Raw genomic sequence first — 20,123 nt, 5'->3', positions numbered from 1 at the left:
ATATGATAGTTGACGAAACTCCTTTAATGAAACAATACATGGAAATAAAAACTCAATATCAAGATAGTATCTTATTTTTTAGACTTGGTGATTTTTATGAAATGTTTTATGAGGATGCAAAAATAGCTTCAAAAGAGTTAGGGCTTACTTTGACAAAAAGAAATAAAAAAATGGATGTACCTTTAGCGGGAGTTCCTTACCATTCAGTAGCTTCTTATATAGCTAAGTTAGTTAATAAGGGATATAAAGTAGCTATATGCGAACAAGTAGAAGACCCAAAAGAAGTAAAAGGAATAGTAAAAAGAGAAGTTGTAAGAGTAATTACTCCTGGAACTGTTATAGATACAGAATATTTAGACGAAAAAGCTAATAACTATCTTATGGGAGTTGTTATAAAAGATAAAAGTATAGTTATTAGTTATGTAGATATTACAACAGGAGAATTTAAGACTACAAAGATATTAGATGGAAATTTAATATATAAATTATTAGGAGAAATTAATAAAATTTTTCCAAAAGAGATAATAACAGATGAAAAAAGCTATGGAATTCTTTTTAAAGAATTAGAATCTAGTAGAATTTTAGAAAGAATAAATTTAACAAAAATATCTTTTGTAAAAAATTCAGAGAAATATCTTCTAGAATATTTTAAAATTCAATCTTTAGATAGTTTTGGAATAAGTAAATCTGAAGAAGAAATTATTTCAATTTGTGCTATGACTTTAAAATATGTTATAGATTTACAAAAAGGTAAAGAGCTACCAATAAATAAAATTTCTTACGTAAATTGCAATGACATAATGGAATTAAATCTTACTACTCAAAGAAATTTAGATATAATAGAAAATTATAAAGGAAATAATACAGGAACATTACTTTGGGTATTAGATTATTGTAAAAATTCTATGGGAAGTAGATTACTAAAAAAAATAGTTAAAAATCCTACTTTAAATATAAATGAAATTAGAAAAAGACAAGAAGATATAGGATATTTTATAAATGAAGTTTTAGTTAGAGAGGAAGTACGTGAAAGATTAAAAGATATTTACGATATTGAAAGAATTATTGGAAAACTAACTCTAGAAACTATAAATGGAAGAGATTTAGTAGCTTTAAAAGAATCAATAAAAAATACTTTAGAAATATATAAAATTCTTCTTAGAAATAATTCTACAATATTAACTGTAGATATAGAAAAAAGTGTAGAGATTTATAATCTAATAGAAAAAGTTATAGTTAATGAACCACCATTTTCAATAAGAGAAGGTGGGATTATAAAAGATGGATATAATGATGAATTAGATGAATTAAGAAATATAGCTGAACATGGTCAAGATTATTTATTAAAAATAGAGGCTAATGAAAGAGAAAAAACAGGAATAAAAGGACTAAAAATAAAATATAATAAAGTATTTGGATATTTTATAGAAGTAACTAAAGCTAATTCAGAGTTAGTTCCTGATTATTATATAAGAAAACAAACATTAGTAAATGCTGAAAGATATATAGTTCCAGAATTAAAAGAATATGAAGATAAGATATTAAATGCAAAAAATAGAATAGAAAATTTAGAATACTATTTATTTAAAGAATTAACAGGAAAACTAAAAGAATATATAAAAATGTTACAAGAATTAAGTAATAAAATTTCTTATCTTGATGTAATTTCTACTTTGGCTTATGTAGCAATAAAGAATAATTATATAAAGCCTGAAATAGTGGAAACTGGAGAAATGGAAATATTAGGTGGAAGACATCCAATAGTTGAAAAATTAATTCCTACTGGAGAATTTGTAAAAAATAATGTTACTTTAAATGAGAATAAAAATTTTATAATTCTTACAGGACCAAATATGTCAGGAAAATCAACTTATATGAAACAGATAGCTTTAATAATTATAATGGCTCATATAGGAAGTTATGTTCCAGCTGATTATGCTAAAGTTTCATTAATAGATAAAATTTTTACAAGAATAGGTGCTAGTGATGATTTAGTCACAGGTCAATCAACGTTTATGCTAGAAATGAGTGAAGTAGCTAATATATTAAATAGTGCTACAGAAAATTCGTTTATTATATTAGATGAAATAGGTAGAGGAACTTCAACATTTGATGGAATTTCCATAGCTTCAGCTATAACAGAATATATTCATGATAAAATAAAAGCAAAAACAATTTTTGCTACTCATTATCATGAACTTACTGAATTAGGGGAGAGACTAGAAAGAGCAGCTAATTATAGAATTGAAGTACAAGAAAAAGATAATGAAATTAAGTTTTTAAGAGAAATTATTCAAGGAGGAGCTGATAAATCTTATGGGATTGAGGTAGCAAGGTTAGCAGGTCTTCCTAAAGAAATATTAAAAAATTCTAAAAAAATATTAAATGTATTGGAAGAAAGAAAAAATGTTATTGAAAGAAATTTAGGAATAGAGCAAATGATGTTATTTGGGAGTAATAGTGGAATAAATTTAGAAAGTACTAAAGAAGAAAAACTTAAAAATGAGGAGAAAATAACAGAAGAAGAAAAAAAAGTATTAGATTTAATAAGAGAGATAGATATAAATAATTTTACTCCAATGGAAGCTTTATTAAAAATAAATGAGTTAAAGAAAATCCTAAATTAAATTTTAAAATAACTTGAAATTAGGAGGAGGAATGAATAAGAAATTAAAAAATTCTATAATAGCTGCAGGAATAGTTTTAATAGTTTACTTGAATTACTATAAACCAGAAAAAGGTTTAGGAGTAATAAAAAATGTTATAGAAACTACAAATGTTGTATATGATACAGATGGATATCATATAGAAGCTGAAAGACAAATAGATGATATGGATTTAGATACAACAAAATTTGAAAAAGCTATAGCTAGATATGAAGATATGACTCTTTCCGGAAATAAAGCATTTGTAGATGCTGGAAAAAATTTATTTTTAGAAGAAAATATAGTTGGAGATAATGGAAAAGGTTGGAAAATATTCTCTAATAAATTAAATTATAATCAGTATAAGGATTTGTTAGTTTCTAAGGAAGGGATAAAAGCTATAAATGAATTAGAAAATATTACTTTGGAAGGTAATGAGTTGATAACTAATAAAAAATTTGATGTTATCAATATAAGAGAACAAGTAAAAATGTCTAATGATAAATTCTTAATAGAAGGAGATAAAGGAGTTTACCAAGAAAAGAAAAATTTATTCACTCTTACAGGAAATGGAAAATTTAAAAATATTAATTCTGAAGAAGATGGTTTTTCTGGTGAGTTTAAAAATGGAAAATATTATATAGATAAAAATAAAATAGAAATCAGAAATGGTTTTACAGGATATTATGGAAAAGGAGTTATACAAGGAAAAAATTTAGATTATAATAATTTAAAAGAAACTTTTATGGCTAATAATAATCCAGTAATAACAATTGATGGATATATAATAAATTCTCAAAAAATACAAAAAATAAGACCAGAGAGGGAAATTGATATAATTGGCAAAGTTAATGGAACTAATGGAGATATAAAATTTATTGGTGATAGTGGAATTTATAAAATTGATGAAAAGATTATTGAATTAAATGGAAATGTAGAGATAACTAATGCAAAAGGTGAAAAAATTATAGGTGATTCAGCAATTTATAATGTTGAATCTAAAATAGGATATTTTACATCTAAAAAAGATAAAGTTGTATATACTTATGAAGATAGAAAAGCAACTTCTAAAAATTTTGTTTATAATTTTGCCAAAGAAGAGATGGAGTTAAAAGAAGGGTATATTTATGAAGATAAGGACTATATAAGTATTGGACAACAAATGAATTATAACAATATAACTAAAATAGGAGATATAATTTTAGGAAATGTTATTTCTAAAGTAAATAATAATAAAATAGAAGCGGAAAAAATAATTTTTGATACTCAAAAGAAAGATTATTATGCTATAGGAAAAGTAAAGGCAATTAATAAAACTAATATTTTAAAAACAGATAAATTGGAATATTACACTTCTAAAGATAGAGGTGCTATACCAAATGACTTTACTATAGAAAATCTAGAGGATAAAAGTATAATAAAAAGTAAAAATGTAGAATATATTATTTCTAAAAATGAGATTCAAACAAACGAAGTATTTAATTATGAAACTTTAACTTCTACATTTACAGGAAAAGGATTAAATTATAATTTAACTAGTGAGTTAGGATATATTTTAAATGAAGTAAAATATGTGAGTAAAGATACAGAAAATATAATTACAGGAGATACTGGAGAATTTAAAAAAGATGAATTTTTAAAGATAAAAAATAATGTAAAATTACTTACTGAAAAAGAGGAATTTTTAACTTCAGAAGCAAATTATAAATTAAAAGAAGAAGTTATAAAATTTGATGAGAGCATTACTTTTAAAACTAAAGATAATAAATTTAATGGACTAGTAGAAAATGGTGTCTTAAGAAATAAGGAAAAAATATTTATAGGAAATAAATTTAGTGGTATAAGTGATAAAAATGAAAAAATAACTTCAAATAATTTAGAATATTTAATGGAAGAGAAAATTTTAAAATTAAAAGGTAATGTATTAGTTTATAATGAGGAATCTAAGTTAAAAGGTAATGAAGTTATTTATAATACACAAAAAAATACTGTATTTGCAATAGGTAATGTTTCAATTGACCATCAAAATAATATAAAAATCTTAGCAGATAATATTTTATCAAATACAGTAACTAAAGATATATCTGGAGAAAAAATAAGTATAAAAACAACTATGGAAGAAATAAAAGCAGATAAATTTTCTGGAAATTCAGATAAATTAATATTCAATTTCATGGATAATGTAAAAGGAAAGGTTGTTACAGTGGATAAAGGAAAAAAAGTTGTAACAGACTTATCAGGAAAAAGTTTAAAAGCGTATTTTAGATTAAAAAGTGGCAAATATGAGGTTCAAAAAATTATTGGAAAAAAAGATACTATTATTTCGAGAGATAAGCAAAATATAAAATCAGATGATATAGAATATGATTTTATAAAAGGTAACATAATAGCTAGAAAAAATAATAAAATATATGCTGAAACAGAAAAAAATAAAACTCTAATTTTTGGAGAAAATATAAGTGGAAATATTAAAGAAGAAAAATTAAATTTAAATTCTAAAACAACTATAGAAAATATAGATAATAAGGGAGAAAAAACTATATTAATAGGAGATAAAGGAATTTTAAATAATATTAATCAAACATTGGAATTAATAGGAAATGTAAAAATAGAAAATAGTCAACTTATATTTAATTCAGATAGAGCTATATATAATAGAAATACTCAAAAAATAAAAGCATATGGTAAATCTAATATTAATTATAAAACGAATAAATAAAAGGAGAAATCAATGAGAAGTATAGAGGGACAACATCTATGTAAAACATATAAAAAAAGACAAGTTGTAAAAGATGTAAGTCTTAAAGTAAAAAAAGGTGAAATTGTGGGACTTTTAGGACCTAATGGAGCTGGAAAAACAACTACTTTTTATATGATAACAGGAATAATAAAACCAGATAGCGGGAAAATATATTGTAATGACGAAGATATATCAACATTTCCAATGTATAAAAGAGCAAATTTAGGAATAGGATATTTAGCTCAAGAAGCTTCTGTATTTAGAAACTTAACTGTAGAAGACAATATATATGCTGTTTTAGAGATGAAAAATTTATCAAAAGAGGAGCAGAAAAAAATAGTTGAAGAATTATTAGAAGAATTTAAATTATCACATATAGCTAAATCTTATGGATATTCTTTATCAGGAGGAGAGAGAAGAAGAGTAGAGATAGCTAGAACGATAGCCAATAATCCAGATTTTATTTTACTTGATGAACCTTTTGCAGGAGTAGATCCTATAGCTGTAGAAGATATACAAGATATAATAAAATATTTAAAAGAAAAAGGATTAGGGATTTTAATTACAGACCATAGTGTAAGAGAAACTTTAAGAATAACAGATAGAGCTTATATTATGGCTGAAGGTGAAGTTTTAATAAGTGGAACTCCAGAAGAAATAGCAAAGAATGAAGTGGCTAAAAGAGTTTATCTTGGTGAAAACTTTAAATTAGATTAATAAAAACAAAATTAAAATATAGATATTGGAGGAAAAATGTTAACAGGTAATGAAATTAGAGAAAAATTTATAGAATTTTTCGAAAGTAAAAATCACAGACACTTTGAAAGTTCATCATTAATTCCAGATGACCCAACTCTACTTTTAACAGTAGCAGGAATGGTTCCTTTTAAACCTTATTTTTTAGGACAAAAGCCAGCACCTACTCCAAGAGTAACAACATTTCAAAAATGTATAAGAACAAATGATTTAGATAATGTTGGAAAAACAGCAAGACACCATACATTTTTTGAAATGTTAGGGAATTTTTCTTTTGGAGACTATTTTAAAAAAGAGTCAATAAGATGGTCTTATGAATTTATAACAGAGATTTTAAAAATAGATAAAAATAGATTATGGGTATCTGTTTTTGAAACTGATGATGAAGCTGAAAGTTTATGGATATCAGAATGTAATTTTCCTAAAGAAAGAATAGTAAGACTAGGAGAAGATGACAACTGGTGGGCAGCTGGACCTACAGGTTCTTGTGGACCATGTTCAGAGATATATGTAGATTTAGGTGTAAAATTTGGTGGAGATGAAAACTCTAGATTAGGAGATCCTAATACAGATGATCGTTTCATAGAAATTTGGAACCTTGTGTTTACTGAATGGAATAGAATGGAAGATGGACATTTAGAACCATTACCTAAGAAAAATATAGATACAGGAGCTGGATTAGAGAGAATAACTGCTGTTATTCAGGGAAAAGCTAATAACTTTGAAACTGATTTATTATTTCCAATAGTTGAAGCTATGGCAAAAGTAGCTAGGATAAAATATGGAGAAAACCCAAAATATGATTATTCTCTAAAAGTTATAGCTGACCATGGAAGAGCAGTAACTTTCTTAATAAATGATGGTGTAATTCCATCAAATGAAGGAAGAGGATATGTATTAAGAAGAATTTTAAGAAGAGCTATAAGACATGGAAGATTATTAGGAGTAAAAGAGTTATTCCTTTATAATATAGTTGATGTGGTTGTTGATTTAATGAAAGGTTCTTATCCTGATTTAGCAACTAACTTAAAACATATAAAGAAAGTTGTAAAAATAGAAGAAGAAAAATTTTCTAATACTCTTGATTTAGGAATTCAACATGTTATGAATGCTATAGAAGAAGCAAAAAATAATGGAGAAGATTTCTTATCAGGGGAAATAACATTTAAATTGTATGATACATATGGTTTCCCTTATGAATTAACAGAAGAAATTTGTAGTGAAAATCAAATAAAAGTTTATAAAAATGAATTTGACCAAAAAATGGAAGAGCAAAGAGAACTAGCTAGAAATTCTAGAGAAGTTGTAATGGAGAAAGGACAAGATGCCTTTATTGAATCTTTCTTTGATGAACATGGTAAAACTGAATTTACGGGATATAAAAGTTTAAAAGAAACAGCTAAAATACTTTTCGTAAAAAAATTAGAAGATGATAAATTTATGGTTATTACAGATAAAACCCCATTTTATGCTGAATCAGGAGGACAAGAAGCTGACTTTGGTACTATCGTTTCTTCTACAGGAAGTAGTGGAGTGGTTATAGATGTAAAAAAACAAAAAGATATATTTATGCATACTGTAAAGATTTTAAATGGAATTTATAATTTAGTAGAAGGAACAGAAGTAAAATTAGCTGTTGATATTAATAGAAGAGCTTCTATTTCTAAAAATCATAGTGCTACTCACTTATTACATAAAGCTTTAAGAGAAGTATTAGGAAGTCATGTTCAACAAGCAGGTTCTTTAGTTACAGCTGATAGATTAAGATTTGACTTTAATCACTATGAAGCTGTTACTGATGAAGAGTTAGAAAAAGTAGAAAGACTTGTAAATGCTAAGATATCTGAATCTATAACTTCTTATATAAGAGAGATGTCTATGGATGAAGCTAAAAAATTAGGAGCTATGGCATTATTTGGAGATAAATATCAAGATGTGGTAAGAGTGGTTTCTTTTGGAGAGTTTTCAACAGAATTATGTGGAGGAATTCATGTAGGAAATACTTCTGAAATAGGATTATTTAAAATAATATCTGAAACAGGAATTGCTGCTGGAATAAGAAGAATAGAAGCTCAAACTGGATATCATGCTTATGAAACAGTAAAATCTATGGAAAAATTAATAGAAAAAGTTTCTAAAACTTTAAAAACAGATTCTTCAAAATTAGAAGAAAAAGTAGAAAAAATTTCTGAAGAATTAAAAGCTTCATTAAAAGAAATAGAGGAATTAAAATCTAAAATAGCTACTTATGAAGTAAATTCTTTATTCGAACAAGTTACTGAAATAAATGGAGTTAAAGTTTTAGTTAAAGGATTTGAAAATAAAGAAAGTGATTCATTAAGAGAAATTGTAGATAAAGCTAAGGATAAATTAGGAAGTTGTGTAGTTGTTTTAGGAGCAAATAATGGAAAAGCTATATTTGCTGTTGGAGTAACAAAAGATTTAACTTCTAAAATAAAAGCAGGAGAGTTAGTAAAACAATTGGCTATATTAACTGGTGGAAATGGAGGAGGAAGACCTGATTTTGCTCAAGCAGGAGGAAAAGAAGGAAATAAAGTAGCCGAAACCTTAGAAGTAGCAAAAAATATATTGAAAGAAAAACTTTAAAAAGAGGTATATTGAATGTATAAAAGATATATTTCTTTAGATATAGGAGATGTAAGAATAGGAGTAGCAAAATCTGATATTATGGGAGTTGTTGCTACTCCTTATGAAGTGATTGATAGAAAAAAAGTTAAATCTGTAAAAAGAATATCTGAAATTTTAGAAGAGAATAATACAAAGTCTCTTGTAGTTGGAATTCCAAAAAGTTTAGATGGAACTGAAAAAAGGCAAGCTGAAAAGGTGAGAGAATATATAGAAAAATTAAAGAGGAATATACCTAATTTGGAAGTTTATGAAGTAGATGAAAGAATGACAACAGTATCAGCAGATAGAATGCTTACAGATGGAGGAAAAAAAGGGGCATTGGAAAAAAGAAAGGTAGTTGATAAAATAGCAGCAGCTATAATTTTACAAACTTTTTTAGATTCCAAAAGAAAATAATATTTGGAGGAATTTCATGAGAGGAAAAATATTCATGAGAGCTTTATTAGTATTAATTGTATTAATAGGAGCTTTGATTATTATAAAAAAAGAACCTATGAAATTAGGATTAGATTTAAAAGGTGGAGTATATGCTGTATTAGAAGCTTCCCCTGAAAATCCTAATGAACAAATTGATTCAGAAACAATGGATAGTTTAATAGAAGTATTAGACAGAAGAATCAATGGTATTGGGGTAGCAGAATCAGTAGTACAAAAAGCTGGGGATAATAGAGTAATTATTGAATTACCTGGAATTAAAGATACCCAAGAAGCTATAAATATGATAGGAAAAACAGCTCTTTTAGAGTTCAAAATCATGGATGAAAATGGTAATTTAGGGGAAACTCTTTTAACAGGTGGAGCATTAAAAAAAGCTCAAGTTGGGTATGGACAATTAGGAGATCCTCAAATTAATTTTGAATTAAAACCAGAGGGAGCTGTTGAATTTGCTAGAATTACAAGAGAAAATATTGGAAAACAATTAGCAATAGTTTTAGATGGAAAAGTACAAACAGCTCCAGTTATAAAAACAGAAATTTCTGGAGGAAGTGGAAGTATAAGTGGAAATTATACAGTGGAAGAAGCTCAAAAAACAGCAATGCTTTTAAATTCAGGAGCTCTTCCAATAAAAGCTGAGATAGTAGAAACTAGAACAGTAGGAGCAACTTTAGGAGATGAATCAATAGCAGCAAGTTTAGTGGCTGGAAAAGTAGGAGTGGCACTAATAATGATATTCATGTTACTTTTCTATAGAATGCCTGGACTTTTAGCGGATATTGCTCTAATATGTTTTGGAATATTAAACTTTGGAGTAATAAACTTTATAGGAGCAACTTTAACTTTACCAGGAATAGCAGGATTTATATTATCAACAGGAATGGCTGTTGATGCTAATGTAATTATATTTGAAAGAATAAAAGAGGAATTAAGATTCGGTAATACAGTAAGAGGAGCTATAACAGCAGGATTTAGTAAAGGATTTGTAGCTATTTTTGACTCTAACTTAACAACTTTAATAATTACAACAATATTATTTATATTTGGAACAGGACCTGTAAAAGGATTTGCAGTAACTCTTACAATAGGTACTTTAGCTTCTATGTTTACAGCAATTACTATAACAAGAGTTTTACTAGATATATTTGTAGAAGTTTTTGGAATAAAAAATCCAATATTATTTGGAGTAAGGGGGAAATAAAGATGCAAATAGAAGTAATAAAAAATAGTAAAAAATGGATAGCAATTTCACTTGTATTTATTTTTATTTCTATAGGTTCTCTTATAGTAAAAGGATTAAATTATGGAATAGATTTTTCAGGAGGAAGTTTATTTCAATTAAGATTTGAAAATACTGTAAGCTTAAAAGAAATTAATTCTACTCTAGATAAAATCGGAAAGGAAATATCTCAATTTGCTGGAACAGGAAGAAAAGTTCAAATTTCAGAGGGACAAGAGGTTCTTATAAGAGTACAAGAAATAGCAGAACAAGATAAGAATAAATTTTATGATAAAATTAGTGAAATTGGAAAATACGAAATAATAAAAGAAGATAAAGTAGGAGCAAGTGTAGGTAAAGAATTAAAAACATCAGCTATTTATTCTCTTTTAATAGGAGGAGCTCTTATAGTAGGGTATATAACTCTAAGATTTGAATTTATGTTTGCTTTAGCAGCTATTTTAGCTTTATTACATGATATTATAATAGCTATAGGTGGAATTTCAATTTTGGGATATGAAATAGATACTCCATTTATTGCAGCAGTTCTTACAATATTAGGGTATTCAATAAATAATACAATAGTAGTATTTGATAGAATAAGAGAAACATTGAAGAAAAAAACAGATTTAACTTTTGGTGAAGTACTAAATAAAAGTATAAATCAAGTAATGGTAAGATCATTAAACACTTCAGTGACAACATTACTTGCTATAATATCAATATTAATATTTGGTGGGGAATCCTTAAGAACTTTTATTACAACTTTATTAATAGGAATGATAGCAGGTACATATTCATCAATATTTATAGCATCTCCAATTATTTATTTCTTAGAAAAAGATAGAGATAAAAAAGTAGAGAATTCAAAATATTTAGAAAAAGAAGAAGATGAATATAAGGAAAAAATAGTAGTTTAATAATTATATATAGATTGCCTTTTACTAAAAGGCAATCTATAAAGATTATCAGGAGATAAAAAATGAGAACTTGGTTAGAAATAAATACTAAAAATCTAAAGTATAATATTGAGAAAATTTATGAGAAAATAGGAAATAAAAAAATAATAGGAATAGTAAAAGCAAATTCTTATGGATTAGGGTCAGTTGAAATAACAAAAGAACTGATAAAATGTGGTGTAGATTTTTTTGCTGTGGCTACTCTTTCAGAGGGAATGGAACTTAGAAAGGCAGGCATCAAAGAAAAAATATTAATACTTGGTGGAGTATTTGATGAAGAACTAAGAGAAGTAGAAAAATATGATTTACAGATTGCTTTGTCTCGTTTTGAACAATTGGTGTATATACATAAAAATAATATACAAGTAAAATGTCATTTAGCAATAGAAACAGGAATGGGAAGAATTGGTGTTAATTCAGAAGAAGCAGAAAAAATAAAAGAATATGTTAATAAAAATAAATTAACCAATATAATAGGTGTATATACTCATTTATCTGTAGCAGATGAAGAGGGAAAAGATAATAGATTGTATACAGAAAGACAAATAGAAAAATTTAATAATTTTACAGGAATAGATACCATTGAGTATAGACATGTATTAAATAGTGGTGGAATTTTAAAATACTCTAATAAAGATAATGGAAATTATGTTAGAGTTGGAATAGTCATGTATGGAATTTGTGGTGAGAATTGGATAGAGGATTTAAAACCAGTTATAACTTTTAAAAGTAAGGTTTTATTTATTAAAACTTTAATAGAAGATACAGATATTTCATATGGAAGAGAGTGTACTTTAAAAAAAGGAGATATTGTAGGAACTATAGCTGCTGGATATGCTGATGGATTTAAAAGAGGAGCTTTAAATAAAATAACTGTTAAAATAAAAAATAGAGAATATACAGTTGTAGGAAAAGTATGTATGGACATGTTGATGATAAAAATTCCTAATGAATTAAAAGATGAAGTAAAGATAGGAGAAGAAGTAATTCTTTATGGAGAGGATTTAGTAGAAAAAGCTAAACTTTTAGGAACTACGACATATGAAATAATTACTGGGATAAACACAAGAGTAAAAAGAGTATATATAGAGGAGTAAAAATGGCACAAGTTATATTAATAAAAGATAAAGAGAAAAAAATTCAGAACTTTTATCCAAATGTTTTTAAAGATGAAATAAAATATATTCTTGGAGAAGTAAAGACAGGAGATGTAGTTGATGTTTTAAGAGAAGATATGTTATTCATAGGGCGTGGATATGTAACGGAAGGAACTTCAGCTTTTGTTCGTGTTTTAACAACAAAAGATGAAAAAATAGATAAAGATTTTATTTACAAAAAAATAAAAGAAGCTTATGATAAAAGACAAAATTTAAAGGAAGAAACAAATTGTATGAGAGTATTTTTTTCTGAAGGAGATGGAATACCAGGATTAGTTATAGATAAGTTTGATAAATATATTTCAATTCAATTTAGAAATTCAGGTGTAGAGGTTTTTAGACAAGAAATAGTCAATGCTGTAAAGAAATATATGAAACCTAAAGGAATTTATGAAAGAAGTGATGTAGAAAATAGAATACATGAAGGTGTTGAAGAAAAAACTGGAATAATATATGGAGAAATTCCAGAAGAAATTATTATGGAAGATAATGGACTTAAATATACAATAGACATTATAAATGGACAAAAAACAGGATTCTTTTTAGACCAAAGAGATTCTAGAAAATTTATAAGACCATTTTTAAATAATAAAACAAAATTTTTGGATGTATTTTCTAGTAGTGGAGGTTTTTCAATAGCAGCTTTGAAAGAAGGATGTCAAAAAGTAGTAGCAATTGATAAAGAACCTCATGCTTTAGAACTTTGTAAAAAGAATTATAAGCTAAATGAGTTTGAAAATAAATTTGAGACTTTAGAAGGAGATGCTTTTATGCTATTAAAAACATTAATTTCTAGAGGGGAAAAATATGATGTCATAACTTTAGACCCTCCATCATTAATTAAGAAAAAAATAGACATAAAAAAAGGAAGGGATTTTTTTTATGAATTATGTAATAGTAGTTTTAAATTACTGGATAAAGGTGGAATTTTAGGAGTAATAACTTGTGCTTATCATATAGGATTACAAGATTTATTAGAAGTAACTAGAATGGCTGCTTCTAATAATGGAAAATTATTGCAAGTTATAGGAATAAATTATCAACCTGAAGACCATCCTTGGATATTACATATTCCAGAAACTCTTTATTTAAAAGCATTATGGGTAAAAATAATATAAGGAGGTAAAATGTATTTAGATATAATAGTATTAATAATTTTAGGATTGTCAATAATAGGTGGAATAAATAATGGGTTTGTTGTTGAATTTATATCAACTTTTGGTATTTTAATAAATTTATATATAACTCACAAATTAACTCCAGCACTTTGTCATATAACAGCAAAATATTTGACTAAACAAAATGATACTTATATTTATGCTATAACTTTTTTAGGGTTATTTATTATAATAGCTATTTTATTACATTTATTAAATACATTTTTAAAAAATCAGCAAATTCCATTTTTATTTAGAATTTTAGGTGGAGGAATTAGTTTTTTAAAAGGTTTACTAATTTGTGGAATATTTTTAGTTTTTTATAATATAGGGCAAGAAAAAATAAAAACTCTATCTAAAATAGGAGAGTCTAGTATAGCTAATGAATATTTTTTACAAATTACAGATGAAATAGATTTTTATATTCCAAATGAATTAAAAGAAAAAATAAATGAAATTAAGACAAATAAAACAATAGATAAATATATGAATAAAATTATAGGAGAATAAACAGATGAAGATAATAAATGATTACATTTTAAAAGAAACAAAAATGTCAATAGTTTTTGGAATAACTCTGTTTACTTTTATATTTTTAATAGAAATGATAGTATCTATGATGGAAAGTATTTTGGTAAGAGGATTATCAATAATAGATGTATCTAGAATGATATCTTTTTATTTGCCAATGATATTATCTCAAACTATACCAATGGGAATATTTTTAGGAATAATGATAACATTTGGAAATCTTACAAGAAATAATGAAATAACAGCATTAAATTCAATGGGAGTATCATTAAATAAATTATTAAAACCTGTTATTGGAATAGGAATTGTAGGAACTATCTTTATTTTCTTTTTACAAGAGAGTTTAATTCCAAGATCTTATATTAAATTACAACAAATAACATACAAAATGATATATGAAAATCCAGTATTTCAATTAAAAGATAGAGTTTTAATTGATGGAATTTCAGAATATAAAATTTATATAGATTCAATTAATAAAAAGACCAAAGATGCTGAAAATGTATTAGTGATGATAAATGATAAAAAGTCAGACTATCCTACATTAGTTTTAGGAAAAACAGCTTATTGGGAAGATGCTGCATTACTTTTAAATGATGCTGATTTCTATAAACATGACGAAAAAGGAAATGTTAGTGTAACAGGAAATTTTGAAAAGAAAAGAGTACCATTTACATCATATTTTGAAGATATAAAAGTAAAAATAAAAGATATAGAAGGAATGAATATAAAACAACTTTTATCTGAAATAAAAACAAGAGATAAAATAGAAATTTTACCATATATTGTAGAAATTAATAGGAAAATTGCTGTTCCAATGTCTACTATAGCTTTGGCTATATTAGGAGTTTTACTTTCTATAGGAAATACTAGAACAGGAAAAGGAGTAAACTTTGGTATAGGAATAATAGTAATATTTTTATATATTGTTTTACTGAATATAGGAATGGTATTAGCTTATAGAAGTATAATATCACCATTTTTAGGAGTTTGGACTCCAAATATAGTTTTATATGTTTATACATTATTTTTATATAATAGAAAGGCTAGGTTGGTATAATGAAAAAATTAGATATGTATGTAAGTAAAAATTTTATAAAATCTTTTTTTATATGCCTAATAGCTTTTATAAATATATTTATACTAAGTCAACTTTTTAAGGTTTTTAGACTTGTAGGAGATGGAAGGCTTACAACGGGAGATGGAGTTTTATATATTATTTGTATGTTACCTAAAATAATAGTTAATGTAACTCCTTTAGCTGTTCTTCTTGGAGCATTGATGTTTATTAGCAAAATGGCTGGAAATTTAGAGATTATATCTTTAAAAACATCAGGAATAAGTTTTAAAAGAATAGTTTTATTTCCAATAATAATATCTTTTTTTATCTCTATATTTGTATTCATTGTAAATGGATATTTATATCCAAAAGGTGAAAAAAAGATGAGAGAATTAAGAGGAGATGTAGTGTCAACTCTTTTACCTACTCAGAAAAGAAATGGATTTATAAGAGATGAAAATAATAATTTATATTTATTAGATTATTTAAATGTAACTGAAGGAAAAGCAAAAAAAGTAAAAATAATTGAAATGAGTGATAATTTTGATAAAATAGAGAGAGTTATTTTTGCTGATAATGGATATTTTGACAGAAATGAAAAAGTTTGGAAACTAAAAAAAGTAAAAATAAATAATTTACAATTAGGAACTCAAGAAAATTTAGATACTTATTCTTCAGAAGAATATAGAGAAGAACCAGAAAAATTTGTTACTTTATTAGTTGACCCAGAAATTTTAGATAATAAAGAACTAAAAAAAGAATTGGTTAATTTAAAGAATACAGGAATAGACACAAGAGAAGGAATATCGGAAATAGCAAATAGATATTCATTTCCTTTTGCTAGTTTTGTAGTGGTATTTTTAGGTCTAGCTTTAGGAAGTAGGTATATAAGGTCATCCTCAGCTATGAATGTAATTTTAAGTATTTTTTTAGGATATGGATACTATATAGTTCATGCTTCATTTGAAGCTTATGGAAAAAATGGATATATGAATCCTTTTATTTGTGGATGGATAGCCAATATAATATTTTTGATAGTTGGTATTTATTTTATTCAAAAAGCTGAGTATTAGGAGGAAAATTTGTGCCAGAAGATAATATAAAAGTTTATTCATTAGAAAATGGAATTCCTGTTTTAATGGATAAAATTCAAGGAATAAGTAGTGTGTCATTAGGAGTTTTTGTAAAAACAGGTGCAAAAAATGAATTAATTGGAGAAGAAGGAATCTCACATTTTATAGAACATATGATGTTTAAAGGAACTACTAATAGAACTGCTAAAGAAATATCTGAAGAAGTAGATAATGTAGGTGGTATTATTAATGCTTATACAGGAAAGGAAACAACAACATATTATATTCAACTTCTTTCAAATAGAATAGATGTCGGAATAGATATTTTAACAGATATGTTTTTAAATTCAACTTTTCTTGAAGAAAATATTGAAAGAGAAAAGGGTGTAGTGATAGAAGAAATAAATATGTATGAAGATATTCCAGAGGAAGTAATCCATGATAAAAATGGAAATCTTGTTATAGAAGGTCCTCAAAGTAATACAATTTTAGGGACTGTTGAAAGTGTACAAGGACTTAATAGAGAAAAAATATTAAATTATTTTAAAGAACAATATAGTCCTGAGAATTTAGTTATATCTATTGCAGGAAACTTTTCTGAAAATGAAATTTTAGAAAAACTTAATAATGGAATTGGAAAAATAAAATCTATCGAAAAAACAAGAAAATATAATGGTAAAATGAAGATAAAAACTCCGAAAACAATAATAAGAAAAGACAGTAATCAAGTTCATCTTTGTTTTAATACAATTGGTAGGTCATCTCTTGATAAAAATAGATATGAATTGGCTATTATTTCTAATACTTTAGGTGGAAATATGAGTTCAAGACTTTTCCAAAAGATAAGAGAAGATAGAGGATTAGCATATTCTGTTTATAGTTATACATCTTCTTTTGAAGAGGGAGGTATATTAACTATATATGCTGGAACTACTTTAAAAGATTATAAAACAGTTATAGAACTTATAAAAGAAGAATTTGAAGATATTAAAAATAATGGAATAAGTGAAAAAGAATTACAAAAAATAAAAAATCAATTTTTGAGTGGAGTAACATTTGGACTTGAAAGTAGTAAAGGAAGAATGACTAGAATGGCAAATTCATATCTTTTTCACAGAGAGGTAAAAAGTTTAGAAGAAATTTTAGGTGAAATAGAGAAAATAACTGTTGAAGATATAAAAAAATTAGCAAAAGAAATATTTGATGAAAAATATTATTCGTTAACAATATTAGGAAATATTAAAGAAGGAGAATTAAATTAATGGAAAAAATCATAGTTAAAGTAATTTTAGAAGAGGGTGTAGAAAAACCAGTATATATGACAGAAGGTTCAGCTGGAATGGATGTAAGAGCTAATATAAAAGAGCCAATTACATTAAAATCTTTAGATAGGGTATTAGTTCCTACAGGAATAAAAATGGAAATACCATTAGGTTATGAGGTACAAGTAAGACCAAGAAGTGGGTTGGCATTAAAACATGGAATTACTTTAGTAAATAGTCCAGGAACAATAGATTCTGATTATAGAGGAGAAATTGGAATTATAATGGCTAATATAGGAAGAGAAGATTTTGTTATTAATCCAGGAGAGAGAATAGCTCAATTAGTTCTTGGAAAAGTTTACCAAATGGATTTAGTAGAAGGAGAATTATCTGAAACTGAAAGAGGAGCAGGTGGATTTGGCCATACTGGAAAATAAATATGAAATATATAATAGAAAAAGACAATGAAGGAGTAAGATTAGATAGATATCTTAGAAAAAAATTATCTGATGTTCCTTTAAATGAAATTTTTAAAGCTTTAAGAGTTGGAAAAATTAAAGTAAATAACAAAAAGAAAAAAGAAAATTATAGATTGGTAGAGGGAGATAAAATTTTTATAGGAATTGGAAATTTAGAAGAAAATGAAGAAAAACGAGAAAAATTTTTAATTCTTGATGAAAAAGATAAAAACTTTTTACAAAAAAATATAATTTTTGAAAATGAAGATTTAATAATATTTAATAAAGAAAAAGATATTGTTATGCATAAAGGTAGTGGTTTTGAATACGGAATATCAGAAATGTTTAAAAGTTATTATCAAACAAATGATTTTAATTTTATAAATAGAATAGATAAAAAAACTTCAGGACTTGTAATAGGAGCTAAAAATAAAATTTCTACAAGAATTTTAGCAGAAGAGTTGAGAGAAGATAATATCAAGAAAAAATATTATATTTTAGTTCATGGAAAAATAGAAAAAAATAAATTTATTATAGAAAATTATTTGAAGAAAATAGAAGATAAAGTTGTAGTAACTACAAAAGATGATAATGAAGGAAAGAGAGCTATTACTTATTTTACAACTATTAAAAGAAATAAAAAATATACTTTATTAGAAGGAGAATTAGTTACAGGTAGAACTCATCAACTAAGAGTACAACTTTCAAATTTAGGATATCCAATAGTAGGTGATACTCGTTATGGGGAGAAAGATGGAGAAAGTATACTTTATTTAAATTCTCATTATTGTGAAATACCAAAATATAATATAAAAATAGATAATGATTTACCAAATTATTTTAAGAAAAAATTAGAGGAGTAATGAAATGTTTTTTATGAATTTTTTGAAGGGGATAGGAATAGGTATAGCTAATGTAATTCCAGGAGTATCTGGTGGAACTATGGCAGTAGTTTTTGGAATATATGATAAATTGATAGAATGTATTGCTAATTTTTTACAAGCTTCTATGAAAAAGAAAATGGAATATGTAAAATTTATGTTTCCACTTTTATTAGGATGTGGAGTAGGGATACTTTTCTTTGCTAATGTAATAGGATATTTATATGAAAATTATCCTGTTTATACAAAAGGAGCTTTTGTAATATTAGTATTACCATCAATCCCAATTATAATAAAAGGTGAAAATATAAAAGATATAAAGAATATTTTATCTTTTGCTTTTGGATTATTATTTGTTGTAGCATTTTTTATGTTTACACATAATTTAGAAGGAAATACTTTTACTAAACAGGAGTTTTTTACCATTGCTTATGGATTAAAACTTGCTTTATGTGGAGCTTTGGCTGGTGGAGCAATGATAATTCCAGGAATATCAGGTTCATTGCTTCTTTTAGCTTTAGGAGAACATGAAAATGTTATAAATTATATTGGGAATATAGAAATAATACCACTTTTATATTTTGGAGTTGGAGTTGGAATAGGAATACTTATATTTACAAAAATAATAAATTATTTTTTACAAAATTACAGAAGTAAAACTCTATTTGTAATACTTGGAATTGTTATAGCCTCTTTAATAGAATTGTTAATAAATATTTAAAAATAAAAAATATTACAAAAAAAAAGAAAGAATCCAGAAACTTAAGTTTCTGGATTTATTTTAGTTATTAATCAAATTATAAAGCGTTAACTTTTGCAGCTAATCTAGCTTTCTTTCTAGATACAGTATTTTTCTTTAAAACACCTTTAGTAACTGCTTTATCAAACTCTTTGTAAGCAATTGATAAAGCTTCTAAAGCAACTGCTTTATCTTTACTTTCGATAGCTGCTAATACTTTTTTAGCTACGTTTTTAACTCTAGTCTTGATAGCTTGATTTCTAACTCTGTTTCTTTCGTTTAATTCTACTCTCTTTTTAGCTGATTTGTTGTTTGCCATTTAAAAAAAACCTCCTAAATTATAAAAAACAATAAAATATAGTAACATTATTTTTAATTTAACAGGTAAGATCTAAAAAGAGA

At 25.6% G+C, this 20,123-nt stretch carries 17 protein-coding genes; 16 read left to right on the top strand and 1 reads right to left on the bottom strand.

All coding sequences use genetic code 11. The features are described 5' to 3' along the window. The first annotated feature begins 2 nt into the window (after window positions 1–2). The 16 genes from mutS (at window position 3) to HF862_RS03010 (ending at window position 19,703) form a co-directional block, all read left to right on the top strand. Window positions 3–2,627, top strand: a complete 2,625-nt coding sequence (gene mutS / locus HF862_RS03085; protein WP_206038985.1) for a DNA mismatch repair protein MutS — start codon at window positions 3–5, stop codon at window positions 2,625–2,627. A 31-nt stretch (window positions 2,628–2,658) separates the two neighbouring features. Continuing rightward, window positions 2,659–5,364, top strand: a complete 2,706-nt coding sequence (locus HF862_RS03080) for an LPS export ABC transporter periplasmic protein LptC (RefSeq protein ID WP_170186451.1) — start codon at window positions 2,659–2,661, stop codon at window positions 5,362–5,364. A gap of 12 nt (window positions 5,365–5,376) precedes the next feature. Continuing rightward, complete coding sequence (lptB, locus tag HF862_RS03075) at window positions 5,377–6,102, top strand: LPS export ABC transporter ATP-binding protein (protein ID WP_170186450.1); 726 nt, start codon at window positions 5,377–5,379, stop codon at window positions 6,100–6,102. 36 nt (window positions 6,103–6,138) lie between these two features. Further along, window positions 6,139–8,748 carry an alanine--tRNA ligase gene (gene alaS / locus HF862_RS03070; RefSeq protein WP_170186449.1) on the top strand — a complete coding sequence of 870 codons (2,610 nt, stop codon included), beginning with the start codon at window positions 6,139–6,141 and terminating at the stop codon, window positions 8,746–8,748. A 15-nt stretch (window positions 8,749–8,763) separates the two neighbouring features. Next, the gene (gene ruvX, locus HF862_RS03065; RefSeq protein WP_170186448.1) at window positions 8,764–9,186 is read left to right on the top strand and encodes a Holliday junction resolvase RuvX; all 423 of its coding nucleotides are present in this window, start codon (window positions 8,764–8,766) and stop codon (window positions 9,184–9,186) included. A 16-nt stretch (window positions 9,187–9,202) separates the two neighbouring features. Further along, window positions 9,203–10,426, top strand: a complete 1,224-nt coding sequence (gene secD, locus HF862_RS03060; protein WP_170186447.1) for a protein translocase subunit SecD — start codon at window positions 9,203–9,205, stop codon at window positions 10,424–10,426. After that, window positions 10,423–11,364 carry a protein translocase subunit SecF gene (gene secF, locus HF862_RS03055; protein ID WP_304205373.1) on the top strand — a complete coding sequence of 314 codons (942 nt, stop codon included), beginning with the start codon at window positions 10,423–10,425 and terminating at the stop codon, window positions 11,362–11,364. Before secD ends, secF begins: the two co-directional genes overlap by 4 nt. 62 nt (window positions 11,365–11,426) lie before the next feature. Next, window positions 11,427–12,500 carry an alanine racemase gene (gene alr, locus HF862_RS03050; RefSeq protein ID WP_170186445.1) on the top strand — a complete coding sequence of 358 codons (1,074 nt, stop codon included), beginning with the start codon at window positions 11,427–11,429 and terminating at the stop codon, window positions 12,498–12,500. A 2-nt stretch (window positions 12,501–12,502) separates the two neighbouring features. Continuing rightward, a complete protein-coding gene (locus tag HF862_RS03045) occupies window positions 12,503–13,678 on the top strand; it encodes a class I SAM-dependent rRNA methyltransferase (RefSeq protein WP_170186444.1) in 1,176 nt (391 codons plus the stop codon). Between the two features lie 9 nt (window positions 13,679–13,687). Continuing rightward, a complete protein-coding gene (locus HF862_RS03040; protein WP_170186443.1) occupies window positions 13,688–14,227 on the top strand; it encodes a CvpA family protein in 540 nt (179 codons plus the stop codon). 4 nt (window positions 14,228–14,231) lie between these two features. Next, window positions 14,232–15,308 (top strand): LptF/LptG family permease, encoded by a 1,077-nt coding sequence (locus HF862_RS03035; RefSeq protein ID WP_170186442.1) that lies wholly within the window; start codon window positions 14,232–14,234, stop codon window positions 15,306–15,308. Next, the gene (locus HF862_RS03030; RefSeq protein WP_170186441.1) at window positions 15,308–16,381 is read left to right on the top strand and encodes an LptF/LptG family permease; all 1,074 of its coding nucleotides are present in this window, start codon (window positions 15,308–15,310) and stop codon (window positions 16,379–16,381) included. The genes HF862_RS03035 and HF862_RS03030 overlap by 1 nt, the downstream gene beginning before the upstream one ends. 65 nt (window positions 16,382–16,446) lie before the next feature. After that, window positions 16,447–17,643: a pitrilysin family protein gene (locus HF862_RS03025; protein ID WP_170186476.1), complete on the top strand. Its 1,197-nt coding sequence runs from the start codon at window positions 16,447–16,449 to the stop codon at window positions 17,641–17,643. Then, complete coding sequence (gene dut, locus HF862_RS03020; RefSeq protein WP_027127744.1) at window positions 17,643–18,080, top strand: dUTP diphosphatase; 438 nt, start codon at window positions 17,643–17,645, stop codon at window positions 18,078–18,080. Before HF862_RS03025 ends, dut begins: the two co-directional genes overlap by 1 nt. 2 nt (window positions 18,081–18,082) lie before the next feature. After that, on the top strand, window positions 18,083–18,964 hold the full coding sequence (locus tag HF862_RS03015) for an RluA family pseudouridine synthase (RefSeq protein WP_170186440.1): 882 nt from the start codon (window positions 18,083–18,085) through the stop codon (window positions 18,962–18,964). Between the two features lie 4 nt (window positions 18,965–18,968). After that, complete coding sequence (locus HF862_RS03010) at window positions 18,969–19,703, top strand: DUF368 domain-containing protein (RefSeq protein ID WP_240934763.1); 735 nt, start codon at window positions 18,969–18,971, stop codon at window positions 19,701–19,703. Between the two features lie 76 nt (window positions 19,704–19,779). Here the strand turns inward: HF862_RS03010 and rpsT are convergent, their stop codons facing one another. Beyond that, window positions 19,780–20,040 carry a 30S ribosomal protein S20 gene (rpsT, locus tag HF862_RS03005; protein WP_170186439.1) on the bottom strand — a complete coding sequence of 87 codons (261 nt, stop codon included), beginning with the start codon at window positions 20,038–20,040 and terminating at the stop codon, window positions 19,780–19,782. Between the last annotated feature and the right edge of the window lie 83 nt (window positions 20,041–20,123).

The sequence above is a fragment of the Fusobacterium sp. FSA-380-WT-3A genome (assembly GCF_012843705.1).
Lineage (GTDB): Bacteria > Fusobacteriota > Fusobacteriia > Fusobacteriales > Fusobacteriaceae > Fusobacterium_B.
Note: the sequence above shows the minus strand (reverse complement) of the source record. Positions and strands in the feature narration are given on the sequence as shown.